Genomic DNA, 13,875 nt, shown 5'->3' with positions numbered 1-13,875 from the left:
GGCGTGCTTTTTCAGTCTCGGCGGCTTGGTCGGCAGCCATGCGCTGCTGCTGGGCCGCCTGCGCCTCCTGCTGCGCAGCGGCGGCCTGCATGCGGCTCTTTTCCGCTTCGGCATTCGCGGCGGCTTGTTCAGCCGCCCTTTTCTCTGCCATGGCACGGTCTTGCATCTCCTGCTGCTGGCGCTGCTCCATGGCGGCGGCTTGGGCCTGTTCCCGGCCAGCATGCATTCGCGTTCTTTCCACCTCGGCGGCCACGGGTTGCGGCGAAACACTGGGTTCGGCAGGCGGCTGCGGCATGACGGCTGGTGCAGCGGTCCGTTCTGGCTCAACAACAGGCACCACTGGAGCAGCCGAAGGCTCCGGGGCCTTGTTCTCCACCACAGCAGGCATCACGGCGGGTGTGGATGATGCGGCAGCAGGAGGGCTGTTCTCCACCACCTTGCTCTCAGGCGGCACATTCGGTGCCTGTGGTGCTCTCATCCCGGGCTGGCCATGGTGCCTGGGCTCCCTCGCCGCGTCTGCGCCCGGCTCTACCGCGACAGCGGGACGCCCGGTTTCCTGAGCAGGTGTGTTCGTCGCAGGCCGTCCTTCAGGTGAATGCCTACGCGATCCTTGTGGCATGCTTCCCTGCTCCGGCTGCTGTTGCACCGTCGCCGTTTCCACTGGCGCTGGAGCTGGAGCCACCCTTGGGGTTTCAGAAGCGCTGGCAGGTCTCACAGTTTCCGGTGGCAGAGCGTTCGGCACTGCGGGCGGTGCATTGACGACCGTCGGTGGCTCAACCGGACGCCGGCCAGGGCCATGCTGCATGTGCCCGCGCATCGGGGGCGGTTGTTGTTGCACCACGGCCGTTTCTTTCTCTTGGGCGATGTTCTCACGAATCTCCCTGGCAGCCTGCTGCGGCACGCCTTCAAATCCACCCATCAAAACCGGCTTTTGGATGTGCTCTTTGATTTCAGGGCGCCTCATGTGGCCACCGGGACCCACGGCGGGAAGTTCCACCATGGCCACAGGAGCATCCGCGTCTCTCCGCCCATGATGCTGCGGGCGCGTCGGCATCTGGTCGGCGTGCATGGTTTGCACCTGCCGCTGGGGCACCGGCCGGCCACAGGCCTGCTCCATCTGGGAGCGGGGTGGTCCTCCTTGATGGACAAACGCATGCCGCTGGCTGTGGCTGGGCACGATCTGCGTCACGTTCACGCTGTGCTGGAAGATCGTGGTCTGCCGCGTCACGGGCGCATAGATGTTGATGTAGGTCGGGCTCACAAACTGGTTCGTGTTGATGAAGGTGTAGCTGGTGGGGCCGAGGCCGTAGCGTGAGTCACAGTCGCGATACGCACCGCTGAACACGCCTGTCTCCGGCGGCAGTGGCGCCCAGCCCACGCAATCCCGGCTTTGACGCCACGCGACCCACGCCGGAGCCCACTCGCTACCCGGCACCCAGATCCAGCCGTAACGCGCCAGATTCACCCAGCGCCCGTAGTGATAGGTAGCCCAGCCAAAGGGCTCGTTCGACTGCCAGGCCCAGCCAAGCGATGACCAGACCCAGCAGCCATCCACATAGGGACGCCAGCCCGCCACGGTGATGGTGGGCCGCCAGCAGTAACCGTAGCCATTCACCTCAAACCAGCGGCCAAAAGGCGCCAGACGGTCATAGAACAACGAGTAATCGGGCAGCGCCATGGGCTGCGGCACCACATTTGGCTGGGGCGTGACGACGATGCGCTGGGTGATGGCATTGCTCTGCTGCCGCGCAGCATCCGCTTGCACACGCAGCTCGTCATTCTGCCGCTTCAGAGCGTCCAACGAGTCACGCAGTTCGGCGTTGTCACGCTCCTTGAGCGACTGCGCCATCTCTGCCAGCTGCTTGTCCATCAAGGCCGTCTTGGTTTCGATCTCCAATGCCTGACGCTGCAAGGCATCTCGCGCCTCAGCGAGCTGGTTGTCTGTTTCTGCCGTGACGGGGGCCGCTGCCGCAGGCGGCATGGGTTTGTCACAGCTCGCCAACGACAAAATGGCTGAAACGGCGAAGAGCGGGCGAAAAGACGATTTCATAAGAGTGGGATGTTGCTCTGACTCCCGCGACCCGAATTGTATTCATTCTCTCCTACCGCCGACGCTTGACCACCTGCTGCGTCTGCCGCGTCTTCAGCATGAGATCGGCCTCCAGCACACCGCTGAAATGCGACAGCGGATAGACGATGCTGCGGCGGCCGATGATGCTGCCGGGACTGATCACGCTATTGCAGCCGATCTCGGCATAGTCGCCCACAACCGCGCCAAATTTTCGCAGACCGGTGGGAATGACATCCGTGTCGGTCCTCACAGTGACCTCCAGCCGGTCCAGCCGCACATTGGAAAGGATCACGCCAGCGCCCAGATGCGCCTTGTGGCCGAGGATCGAGTCGCCCACGTAGTTGTAATGCGGGATCTCACAGCCGTCGAAGACCACGCAGTTCTTGAACTCGCAGGAGTTCCCGAGCACGCAGCCGTCGCCGATGATCACATTCTCACGGATGTAGCAGCCCGCACGGAGCTGGCAGTTGCGCCCGATCCATGCCGGACCTTTGATCACCGCCCCGGGCTCGATGGTCGTGCCTTCATCAATGAACACATCCTCGCCAATGAACGCCCCGGGTGGCACCTGGACGCGGATTTCGCGCTGCAAACGAAAGTCCAGATAGGATTCAATCCGCGTCAACGCCGTCCACACGGGCGAGTCATCCGGAAACAGGATGCCGTGCTTCGTGTGGGTGAGGTCGAGGTAGTCGCGCGCGGGAAACATCAGAAACGAGTTCGGCTCAAACCGTCATGATCTCTTTCTCTTTCGACACCACGTGCTGGTCGATCTCAGCGATCTTCTTGTCGGTCATCACCTGAATTTCCTTTTCCATGCGGTGGAGGTCATCTTCGGTGATAAAGCCGTCTTTCTCGCCTTTCTTGATGGTTTCGAGCGCATCGCGGCGGGCGGAGCGCACCCGCACACGGGCGTCCTCGCCGAGGGTCTTGCACATCTTCACCATCTGCTCGCGGCGTTCCGTGGAAAGAGAGGGAATCGGCAGGCGGATCACCTTGCCTTCAATGCTGCCGTTCAGGCCGAGGCGTGACTCGCGGATCGCGCGGTCAATGTCCTGCAGCGTGGAGGAATCAAAGGGCTCGATGCGGATCAGCCGGGCATCCGGTGTGGTGATCATGGCCAGCTGCTTCAGCTTCATGTGGCTGCCGTAGCTCATCACATGAATGTCCATGTTTTCCACGAGCGTCGGCGAGGCCTTGCCCGTGCGCACGGTGGCAAATTCATGGATGGCGTGCTCCACCGCCTTCGTCATGGCCTCTTCGGCCTCCATCATCGTCAATTCAGGGTCCATATCAGTATCGGGTTGGAAGTTTGATCAGCCTTTCGCATCGACCATCGTACCGATGTATTCGCCGATGAGCGCGCGGCGGATGTTGTCAGGTTCGTTCATGCTGAAAACGCCGATGGGCATGTTGTTCTCCATGCACAGGGAGAAAGCGGTCGAGTCCATCACCTTGAGCTGGCGTGTCAGGCACTCGTGAAAGCTGACGCGGTCGAATTTGACGGCGTCCGGGTTTTTGTTGGGATCGGAATCGTAGATGCCATCCACCTTCGTGGCCTTGAGCACGATCTCGGCATTGATCTCGCTGGCACGCAGCGCAGCGGTCGTGTCGGTGGAGAAAAACGGATTGCCCGTGCCGGCGGCGAAGATGACCACGCGGCCCAGCTCCAGATGGCGCATCGCTTTGCGGCGGATGAAGGGCTCGGCCACGTTGTCCATCTTGATGGCGCTTTGAACGCGCGTCGGCACGTCCATCGCTTCCAGCATGCTTTGCACCGCGAGCGAATTCATCACCGTGGCCAGCATGCCCATGTAGTCGGCTGTGGCGCGCTCCATGCCCTTGTTGCTTGCGGTCACACCGCGCCAGAAGTTGCCACCACCCACGACGAGGGCGATTTCGAGGCCGGTTTGATGCGCTGCTTTGATCTGCGCCGCCATGTCTTCGACGATGGGCGGGGAAATATTGTCATGGCTGCCCGGCTCTCTCAGCGCTTCACCGCTGAGTTTGAGCAGAACGCGACGGAATTTTCGAGGGGCGGTGGAGTCAGGCATGAAAGAACAGGTTTAACTCATAAAGCATGCGCGCAGGGGCCTTGCAAAGCTAATTCTGCATGTCACACATCACCTCATGAAGGACGACCCAACCATCCCCGCCGACGCACGCTTCGAAACGCGTGCCATTCACGTGGGCCAGGACTACCGCAGCGAGACCGGCGCCGTGATCCCGCCGATCTACATGACATCGACGTTTGAGACCGGGAATCCCAACGGCTTTGACTACACCCGCTCAGGCAATCCGAACTTCCGCAACCTCCAGACCACGCTCGCCAGCCTGGAGAACGCGAAGCACTGCACCGCCTTCGCCAGCGGCCTCAGCGCCATCTCCGCCATCCTGTTTTCCCTCAAGACCGGCGACACCATCCTCTCCGAGCAGCAGATCTACGGCTGCACCTACCGCATCTTCGAAAAGGTGCTGAAGCGTTTCGGCGTCAAAATCAAATACGCCAACCTCGCCAATCCGGAGAACTACGATCTCATCACACGGCTCAAGCCCGCGCTGGTATGGCTGGAATCACCCACCAATCCGCTGCTGAAAATCTTGGACATCAAGACCATCAGCGAAGCCGCGCACAAGGCGGGCAGCATTGTCGCCATGGACAACACCTTTGCCTCCAGCCTGCTGCAGCAGCCGCTGGATCTTGGTGCCGATCTTTCCCTCCTCAGCACCACCAAGTACACCAATGGTCACAGCGATGCCCTCGGCGGTGCCGTCTGCACCAATTCCGACGAGTGGCAGGAAAAAATGATCTTCGCGCAGAAAGCCATCGGCCTGCAGCCCAGCCCCTTCGACACCTGGCTCATCTCCCGCGGCGCCAAAACCGAGGCCATCCGCATGGAGCGCCACTGCTCCAACGCCCTCGAACTGGCCCAGCGTCTGGAAGGGCGCAAAGGCGTCAAGAGCGTCAAATACCCCTTCCTGAAGAGCCACCCGCAGCACAAGCTGGCCAAAAAGCAGATGACCGCCGGCGGCGGCATGCTCCTCGCCGATTTCGGCCTCAGCTACGCCGACACCCTCGCCTTCATCCGCCGCCTGCGCCTCTTCACCCAGGCGGAAAGCCTAGGCGGCATCGAAAGCCTCGTCGCCCATCCCGCCAGCATGACCCACGCCTCCATCCCCAAAGACGCCCGCGAAGCCGCCGGCGTCACCGACGGCCTCGTCCGCTTCTCCGTAGGCATCGAACACGTGGAAGACCTGTGGAAGGACATTGATGCGGCGCTGAAGAAGAAGTGACTGCCGTCATTCTTGCCTAAAAATGGTGGTTGCAGCGGCTGCTTCTCAAGCCGTCCCGTATTCTCGTTGCTTCACACCATTGTGTGAAGAAAAATGCCCTCCCCCAAATGACCGACCTGTTTACCCACCCTCTATGCAATGCCGAAGACCTCGGCAAGGCGATCCCTGACCACGACCTCGGCGTGTCCGTGTGCCTGCCGCTGTGGGAGCACGTGATCGGCTATGAAGAAGGGGACCAGAATGTGGTTTCAAAGTTCAAGTCCGGCTACCCGCGCTTCTGCTGCCCGCCGGCCATCTCCCGGCTGTTTGCTGCCGCCGAAAAAGAATTCGCCGCTGCTGGCGAGCGCTGCCTCGTGTTTCCACGGGTCGTGCATGCGGAGCGCTGCGTGAAGTTCATCGGTACCGGCCGCGCAGTCGAATGGACGGCGCATAACCTCGGCGTCGCCGTGTTTCCGGCAGACAGCTACGTGCAGGCCCGCAAGTTTTGGCGCTTCTGTGGCGAATGCGTCAGCACCCGCCAGGCCTGCGATGCCTTGGGAGAACGCCAGAGCACCGCCAGCGAGGAAGAAGGCAAAGCCGCCAACCGCACCATCCGCGAACGCATCGCGCAACTCGCCGGCCAGCAGCCCGAAGACGTCTTCCTCTTCCCCTCCGGCATGGCGGCCAATTTTGCGGTGCATCGCATGCTGACCCAGCTTTTCCCCGGCCGCAAAACCGTGCAGCTCGACTTCCCCTATGTGGATGTGCTGAAGCTCCAGCAGTTCTTCGGTACCGGCGTGCATTTCATGCCGCTCATCAAGGACAGCGAATACGATGACCTCAGCGCCCTGCTGCAAAGCGAGCCAATCGCGGGCATCTTCTGCGAAGCCCCGAGCAATCCCCTGCTCCGCTGCGTCGATTTCGAACGCCTTCTCGCGATCCGTGCTGCCGCACAACCCGGCGTCCCGATCATCATCGACGATACCATCTCCACCGTCGCGCATGTGAATGCCCACCGCGTGGCCGATGTCGTGACAACAAGCCTCACCAAGAGCTTCTCCGGCGTAGGCGATGTCCTCGCCGGCAGCGTCGTTCTCAACCGCAACTCACCGCATCACGCGGCCTTCTCCGCCTTCCTGACGGCCCATGCCGATCACGAACTCTGGCGCGGCGATGCCGTGGCCCTGGAACTCAACAGCCGCGATTTCTCACAGCGCGCCGCCAAAATGAGCCACAACGCGCAGGCCCTCACCGATCATCTGCGCAGCCACCCCAAAGTGAACCGCGTCTGGCACGCCAGCAGCGAAGGCGGACGCGGTTACGAATTCATCCGCCGCGAAAACGGCGGCTACGGTTGCCTCTTCTCCTTCACGCTCAAAAACCCCGAGCAGACCAGCCCCAAGGTCTTCGACGCCCTGCGCGTCTCCAAAGGCCCAAGCCTCGGCACCAACTTCACCCTCGCCTGCCCGTACACGTTGCTCGCGCACTACGAAGAACTCGACTGGGCCGAGTCCTGCGGCGTCAGCCGCTGGCTCCTCCGCGTCTCCGCTGGCTTGGAAGACACGGCAGATTTGATCGCACGCTTTGACGAAGCACTCGCCAAAGCGTGACCGCAGCAGGAGCTACTTCAAGACCTTGTCCAGTTCGCTTTCTGGCAGACTCATGGGATGGCCTTCCCATACAACCTTGCCCTCCTTGTCGAGGATCATGGCGTGAGGGATGCCCTTGATGCCAAAGGGCTTGCTGAATTTGCCATTGGAATCAAAGGCCACGTGGTAGTTGATGGGCACCTCTTTGAGGAATGCACTCACTGTTGGGCGGTCTTCCTTCGTGACGCCAATGATCTCGAGGCCCTTGGCCTGGTACTTTTTGTAAACTTCATTGAGATGCGGAATGCTGGCGCGGCAAGGCGGACACCAGGTGGCCCAGAACTCCACGATGAGAGGCTTGCCGGCAAACGAAGACGCCTTCTCCTTAAACTTGAGCCCGTCCACTTTCACCACCGTGCCCACATTGCTTTTGGAGGCGGTAGCAAACAGGTTCTGAAGGGCAAACAAGCTGCCGACGAGCAGCACAATCCAAGTAAGTTTCGTTTTCATGGTGGGTGGCAATACCTTTGCAGGCCGGATTAAATGAAAACCGCTTCGACCTTGCAAACTAATTTCTCATGCCTCAGTCCCGGCGCCGCAGCAGGTACGCCAGAAAATGCCCCAGCCCGCTGAACTTGAACTGCGGATCCACCCAGCGCTCGATCACGTAGAACGCGAAGTAATACGCCCGGCAGAATCCCCACACGCACAGCGCCAGCAGCAGCGCCGTACGCCAGCTCCAGTTCTCCACCAGCAAGATGGCCGCTGACATCAGCCCAATGAGCAGAAACAGCCAGCCCTTGAGCCACATGGCTTTCGTGGATTGCAGGTCCTTCATGGCTGGGGTTTCGGCGGCAGGAGCGTTTCTTTGAGCTGTTTGGCTTTCTCGATCACTCGCAAGGTTTTTTCCATTTTCGTCGGTTCGGGTGCCCGTGCTGGTTCGGGCACCGTAGCCGGTTTCCGAAACCAGGCGAAATAGACGATCCCACCTACCAGGCCGAGCGCCAGAGTAGTATGCAGGCAGCTGTGGATGACAAAGCGTGTCTCTTCAGACAGCCTCTTTATTCTCCGCGGCCCAGCAAACTTCGAACAGCGGCAAAGCCAGAGCACACCGCAGACGATGTTCTCCACCACAAAGAACAGAAGTTGCAGAAACCAGACAGTCGCCTCCGCCAAGAACTCAATCAAGAGGCAGAAAACCTGAATCAAGGCAGACAAAATATCGCCAACCGCTTCCATGGAACTGAAGCGTAAGCTGGTCAGCCGCTATGTCGAACGATCACTTGTTCTCCAACCTCACATAATCCAGCCCCACCACGAATCCCGGCACCGCATCCGCATGCGTGCGTTGAAGTGGATATGTCTCGTGGTTATTCCAAAAGTGACTTCAAATCGCGCGCACCATGAAGAACACGTACGATTTCAACTTGCCCTTCACGCAGACGATAAAACATCAGATAAGTGGGAAACTCTGTGACCACCCAAAGACGCAGTCCACGCAGGCGGGGTTTGCACGGCCCAAGTTCCGGCTGTGTCGCCAATAAAGCAGCCGAGGCTTCAAAAGCCTCACGACACGCTACGCCGCTTCTGGATTGTCCATGGCGATGTAACTGCGGATGCCTCCCATGTCCTGGAGCGCTTCCGGAGAAATGATCGCCTCAGCCATGAATCAACGGCTTTGATTGCGCAGCATCGCAAAAGCCTGGGAGGCTGGAATGCCCTGGCCTGCATCGAGAGACGCAATCCCTGCATCAAGTTTTCCCAGCAATTCGTCCTCGCTCGCAGCGGTGAAGGATTGTTTAAGCTGGGTTTGCCTGGCAAGAAGTTGCAGCCCTTCTTCAATCGCCGCATCCGCGCTGGCAAACAAGCCATCCCGCACTCCGCGAGTGACAAAACTATCCAGCGCAGGACTGAGATTGATGTTCATGCGGCCAAGTGTGCTCAAAAAATGCCGCCTGTGCAAGCACGGGCTACTTCTTCTCCAACCTCACATAATCCAGCCCCACCATGTATCCCGGCACCGCATCCGCATGCTTGCCAGTGATCGTGAGGGTGAGCTGATGCTCCCCGGCGCTGAACTCATGCGTGCCCCAGTCGAGTTCATCACTGTGAATGACTTTGGGTCCATTGAAACCGTCCCAAGCCGTGGCCACGGGTTTGCCATCCAGCGCCACGTCGATGATGCCGTAGTCCTTCGCCAGGGTGAGCGCCGCTTTCAGCGTGTATTTGCCCTTCTCCTGCACCGGCAGCGCCAGCGTCAGCTTCTGCCCCGGCTTGCCACCCGTCCACCAGAGCTGCGAAGCCCCGCTCCAATCACCACCAAAGCCACCCATGCCCTGCGGCTTGGCATTGCCACCCGTCTTCGCCAGAACCTTGAGCCCCTCGCCTTCGATCGCTCCAGGCACTTTCGTCCCAGCTTTCGCCGCTCCGGCAGCCCCGCTTTGCAGATACTTCACCAGATCAATGACCTGCTCCGGTTTGAGCGCATCAAACAACCCCTCCGGCATCGTGCTCAGCTTCGACACCTCACGCTTGGCGATGTCCGGCTGCGGCAGCGTAAACTCCACCCCGCCCATCATCGCGATCTTCACCGCCGCAGGACTTTCCTCCTTGATGACACCACTCATGACACGACCATCCTTCATGGTGAAGAGGTTGAGCTGGTAGGCCTTGCCGATCACCGCATTCGGATCCAGCACGTTTTCGAGCAGGTAGTTCAAGTCCGCGCGATTGCTTCCCGTGATGTCCGGCCCCACGTTCTGCCCTTCGCCAAAAAGCTTGTGACACTGACCGCAGGTCATGGTGAAAAGCATCTTGCCCTTCGCCAGATCCCCCTTGGCCAAAGCCGCAGGCGTGAGCAGTTCGCGATACTTCTTCGTCCTCTCGCCCAGATCCGCCTTCGGCGCGTTCACATCGCCCCAGGCAGATTTGATCAGCTCATTGATCTCCGCATCGTCAAAGGCCGTGAGCTGACGCACAAGGAAAGGCGAAAGCGCCGTGGGTGGCACCGTCTTGGCCTCCACCGCCTGCAGCAGCACCTTGGAGCCCTCTTTCGTCGAAGCGAGCGTGTTCACCGCATCGGGCAGCTCATTCGCAGACAGCTTCGGCAGCAACGCCCCCAGCACCTGCGGCGTTCCCGCATCTTTGAGCGAGGCCAGCGCCTGAATCGCCTTCCTCCTCAGCGAAGCCGGAGCGTCCTGCGTGAGGATCTGCTGCAGGAGCTTCGCCGTGCCCCCATCACCCGTCTGAATGAGAACGCCAAGCGCCTTCTCGCGCTCATTGACCGGCGCGCTGGCAAGTGCCAGGCGCTCGCGGAAATTTTGCAGCGCCTCCGCATCGCCAAACAAAGCGCTGAGTTCGGTCACCAGCTGTTCCGTAGTCCCGGCTTTAGCCGGTCCGGCGATTCCTTCACCACCCGCCTTGAGCTTCGTCGCAATCGTCGCCCAATCCTGCGGCATCGCCAGCTTGCCCGCACCACGCGCACTGCTCAGAATCATCGCCAGCGTCGTCTCACGCTTGGCCGCATCCGGCTCCTTCGTCAGCTCCGAAAGCATCGAAGCCCGCCCCGCATCATCCGAAGATAGGCGGCGATAAATAAACTCCGTCACGTTCGGCAGCTTCGACACCCGCGCGAGCTCCAGCCCCACCATCGGATCAGCGCCGACAAGCGGCTCGATGCCATACCAGATCAGCAACGGGATCATCGGGTCGTCTTTGTCCTCGCCGTGTTTTAGGAGGGCGGTGGCGAGGTCTTTACGCTTATCCTGCGGCAGCCGCTGAAGCGCCGAGGCGATTTCGCGGCGAACGATTGGGGAAGGATGTTTCTGAACTACATCATTCAAAACGCGAAGATCTGTATTCAAAAAGTCAGGCTGAGAAGCTGCAGAACGCAGGCGCTGAGCCACTAGGCGCTCATTATGTTTGGCATCAAAATTAAGATTTTGGAGGTGAACGTCTGGCATGAGCAGAGATCCCAGCCAGTCCTGCTTTAGCCATGTTTCAGTCTTTAAATGCCATCCAGAGTCCTCATTATTTTCAAAGATCGAGAGTAGAGAGATGAGCTTTTTTCGAGAATTTGGAATTATTATGATTTTCTCCATCAGCACCCTCCTCGCCATCCGCGACTCCCACTCGTTCTCCGTCTGCACCGCGAGCTTCGCCAGCGCCTTGTCACTCTCCTTCGCCAGATCTCCCTTCCACGGCTTCCAGCCTGCATAGCTCACGCGATAAATCCGCCCATTGCTCCGGTCCCAGTTCTCCACCGCATTGCTCCCCCGGTGGCAGATCTGCTCATCGCTCCAGTCACTGACATACAGCGCGCCATCCGGCCCCACCTTCTGCGTCACGGGAATGAAGTGCATGTCGTTGGCGCGCATGAAGTCACTGCCGTGCTTGCCCACATAGGTGCTCGCATGCGGGTCCGTGTAGTTCGTCACCAGCCGATGCCCATGCAGGTTGCCAAAGATAAGCTGATTCCGATATGTCGGCGGAAAAAGGCTGCTCTGATAAATGGCGAGACCGCAATGCGCATGACCGCCACCAAGCGCATTCGTGTCGTCATTCACGATGCCTGCACCCGTCGTTTTATCGAAAGCGACATCAGGACGCGCACTGCCCGCATAGTGGGCGTGGTCGGCGATGGTCTTGATGTCATCATACGTGTACGGATTGAAGTGCTGACCCGCCTGCCGCTGATAACGTCCGCCTGGCACAATGTGGTAGAGATGCGGGATGACGCAGGCGGTAACGAAGAACTCGCCGTACTGGTCGTAGTCCAGCCCCCAGGGATTGCTGGTGCCCTCGGCAAAGATCTCAAACTCATGCCGCACGGGGTGGTAACGCCAGATGCCGGCATTGATGGGTTTGCGCTGATCATCCGGCGTGCCCGGCTTTCCGACCTTGCTGTGCGTGAAGACTCCATGGCATCCGTACAGCCAGCCGTCGGGTCCCCAAATAAAACTGTTCAGCGTCTCATGCGTGTCCTGGCTGCCCCAGCCATCGAGGAGAATTTTGGCTGGAAAGTTCAGGCCAGGAACTTGGTTCGCCATTTCGCCCTCAATGGGGTCTGGTTTGTCATCATGATCCTTGTCCGGGATGAACATCAAATACGGCGCCGCGCCCACCCACACCCCGCCGAAACCCAGCTCAATCCCGCTTACCAAGTTCAGCCCCTCGCAAAAAATCTTCTTCGTCTCAAACACGCCATCGCCGTCCTTGTCTTCAAGAATCTTGATGCGGTCCTGGCCGGCACCCACCTCACGTGGCTTCGGGTAGCTGTTTCCCTCCACCACCCAGATGCGTCCCCGTTCATCAAACGTGAACGCAATCGGCTGCACAAGGTCCGGCTCCGCCGCGATCAGCTCCGCCTTGAACCCGCCGGGGAGTTGCATGATGTCCAGCGCGTGAGGGAGCGCACGCGTCTCGCGTGCTGCATCCGGAGTCCCGCCGGATGCCGTTCTATCGCTCTCGCCAGCCGGTGTGTTTGCGTCTGCCTTAAGACGGTCTTCCGCGGGACGCGAAAGACTGCCTGAGGGACGCAGGCGCTCCCCGCTGACGCGCATGCCATGCGCATACTCCTTCTGTGGCTTCAACGCAGGACCATACATTTTCTTCGCCGTCAGATCCGCCGTGGTATCCTTCCTCTCCTGCGTGAGGATGAACACCCCCGCTTTGTTCCCCACCACGATGTCAGGCAGCTTGTCGCCGTTCACATCGCCCACCTGCACATCCACACCCACGCCGCTTTCGGCATCGACCAGATGCGGGACGAAATCCACGCCGCCCTTCCCATCACGCTTGGTCTGATACCAGTAAATGACACGGTGGCCGCGCTCATCGGGATCATGGCCGTTGTGCGCCCAGTAGCGCTTCCCCGTGACGATGTCCTGGATGCCGTCGCCGTCGATGTCCGCCAGATACGCGGCGTGCGGCTGGGAGAAGACGATGCCGTAGTCGTTGTCCTGAGGCTGCTCGCTGGCCAGCATGACGCGCTGCCAATTGGGGCCCGGATTGGCTGGCGCCGCCGCCGGAGCACCAGAGGTCTGAAGCGTTGAGCCTACGACCACTGTCGTTCCCGTGTAGGTATTGTTTCCGCTGAGATGGCTCACAGACGAGCGGTTCAAAAACACGGCCACGCCATAGCGATGCGCCGCGAGGCTGGTGAAGATGTCATTGCGCCCGTCACCATCAAAGTCATACGCAAACATCTGAGCGCCGCCGCCAATGCCCGCCGCGAAGCTGTGCTGCTCCCATGGTCCCGGCTTGACCTGCCCTTTTCCAAAAGGACAGCGCCACCAATGACGGGCCTCTAACAGGTCCATGTGTCCGTCTCCATCCACATCGCCAACGCCGAGGCCATGGGTGAATTTGGCGACCTTCACATCCTCCGTCACCGCCACGAAGGGCCACTTTTCCGTCGGCTTCTCCCAGTTCGGCGCGAACCACCCAAACTTGCCCCCCGTGCTGCACACGATCTCCGGTTTGTCGTCCCCCGTGATGTCGGTGAAGACGGGCGACTCATTGTCCACCACATCCGCCACGATGTGCATCGGCCAGGGCTTGTCATCATGCACGCCGGGGTTCAGGTACAACCGCGCCTCCTTGCCCGGAAATCCCAGGATGAGAATGTCGTTCTTCTGGTCCGCGTTGAAGTCATGCACATAGGCGAAGAAGTTGTCCGAGTAGCCGTTGATGCTGAAAATCTTCGGCTCGTAGTAGGCGTGCTTTTTCTCAAATGCCGGCCCCTCCCACCAGAACGGCCCGGCCACCACGTCCGGCTTGCCATCACCATTGATGTCACCAATGGCGGCACCTTCAGAATAAAAGTCACCATGCAGCTGCTGGCGCTTCCAGGTGATCTGGGTCTCCGCATGGAGCTGAGCGGCGGCGAGGAGAAGGAAAAGCAGGCGTTTCATGGTTGGAGAATTGAAACGCTATCAGAAA

11 protein-coding genes and 1 pseudogene are annotated in these 13,875 nt (G+C 60.1%); 2 read left to right on the top strand and 10 right to left on the bottom strand.

Annotated elements, in window-relative coordinates:
- The 4 genes from WAW39_RS23075 to pyrH all read right to left on the bottom strand — a co-directional run.
- A partial coding sequence (locus tag WAW39_RS23075; RefSeq protein ID WP_422321513.1) for a DUF6600 domain-containing protein occupies nt 1-2,050 on the bottom strand: 2,050 nt, incomplete at its 3' end.
- Nucleotides 2,051-2,102: 52 nt separating this feature from the next.
- Complete coding sequence (locus WAW39_RS23070) at nt 2,103-2,780, bottom strand: UDP-N-acetylglucosamine diphosphorylase (RefSeq protein ID WP_422321512.1); 678 nt, start codon at nt 2,778-2,780, stop codon at nt 2,103-2,105.
- Nucleotides 2,781-2,796: 16 nt separating this feature from the next.
- On the bottom strand, nt 2,797-3,363 hold the full coding sequence (gene frr / locus WAW39_RS23065; RefSeq protein ID WP_422321511.1) for a ribosome recycling factor: 567 nt from the start codon (nt 3,361-3,363) through the stop codon (nt 2,797-2,799).
- A 24-nt stretch (nt 3,364-3,387) separates the two neighbouring features.
- Nucleotides 3,388-4,125, bottom strand: coding sequence for a UMP kinase (gene pyrH, locus WAW39_RS23060; RefSeq protein ID WP_397381324.1), 738 nt, complete (start codon nt 4,123-4,125; stop codon nt 3,388-3,390).
- Nucleotides 4,126-4,201: 76 nt separating this feature from the next.
- Between pyrH and WAW39_RS23055 the strand changes: the two genes are divergently transcribed.
- Both WAW39_RS23055 and WAW39_RS23050 read left to right on the top strand, forming a co-directional pair.
- Complete coding sequence (locus WAW39_RS23055) at nt 4,202-5,365, top strand: trans-sulfuration enzyme family protein (protein WP_422321510.1); 1,164 nt, start codon at nt 4,202-4,204, stop codon at nt 5,363-5,365.
- A 107-nt stretch (nt 5,366-5,472) separates the two neighbouring features.
- Nucleotides 5,473-6,954 carry a PLP-dependent transferase gene (locus tag WAW39_RS23050; RefSeq protein WP_422321509.1) on the top strand — a complete coding sequence of 494 codons (1,482 nt, stop codon included), beginning with the start codon at nt 5,473-5,475 and terminating at the stop codon, nt 6,952-6,954.
- Nucleotides 6,955-6,966: 12 nt separating this feature from the next.
- Here the strand turns inward: WAW39_RS23050 and WAW39_RS23045 are convergent, their stop codons facing one another.
- The 6 genes and pseudogenes from WAW39_RS23045 to WAW39_RS23020 all read right to left on the bottom strand — a co-directional run bounded on the left by WAW39_RS23045 (nt 6,967) and on the right by WAW39_RS23020 (nt 13,847).
- Nucleotides 6,967-7,443 (bottom strand): TlpA disulfide reductase family protein, encoded by a 477-nt coding sequence (locus WAW39_RS23045; protein ID WP_422321508.1) that lies wholly within the window; start codon nt 7,441-7,443, stop codon nt 6,967-6,969.
- A gap of 73 nt (nt 7,444-7,516) precedes the next feature.
- A complete protein-coding gene (locus WAW39_RS23040) occupies nt 7,517-7,771 on the bottom strand; it encodes a hypothetical protein (protein WP_422321507.1) in 255 nt (84 codons plus the stop codon).
- Nucleotides 7,768-8,172 (bottom strand): hypothetical protein, encoded by a 405-nt coding sequence (locus tag WAW39_RS23035; protein ID WP_422321506.1) that lies wholly within the window; start codon nt 8,170-8,172, stop codon nt 7,768-7,770. Before WAW39_RS23035 ends, WAW39_RS23040 begins: the two co-directional genes overlap by 4 nt.
- A gap of 131 nt (nt 8,173-8,303) precedes the next feature.
- A pseudogene (locus WAW39_RS23030) lies at nt 8,304-8,498 on the bottom strand (type II toxin-antitoxin system RelE/ParE family toxin); the annotation flags it as partial.
- 104 nt (nt 8,499-8,602) lie between these two features.
- Nucleotides 8,603-8,860, bottom strand: a complete 258-nt coding sequence (locus WAW39_RS23025; protein ID WP_422321505.1) for a ribbon-helix-helix domain-containing protein — start codon at nt 8,858-8,860, stop codon at nt 8,603-8,605.
- Between the two features lie 43 nt (nt 8,861-8,903).
- Nucleotides 8,904-13,847, bottom strand: a complete 4,944-nt coding sequence (locus WAW39_RS23020; protein ID WP_422321504.1) for a PVC-type heme-binding CxxCH protein — start codon at nt 13,845-13,847, stop codon at nt 8,904-8,906.
- Between the last annotated feature and the right edge of the window lie 28 nt (nt 13,848-13,875).

The organism is Prosthecobacter sp. (assembly GCF_049294395.1).
Lineage (GTDB): Bacteria > Verrucomicrobiota > Verrucomicrobiia > Verrucomicrobiales > Verrucomicrobiaceae > Prosthecobacter.
The sequence above is the reverse complement of the archived record's forward strand: the minus strand, read 5'-3'. Positions and strand labels throughout refer to the sequence as shown.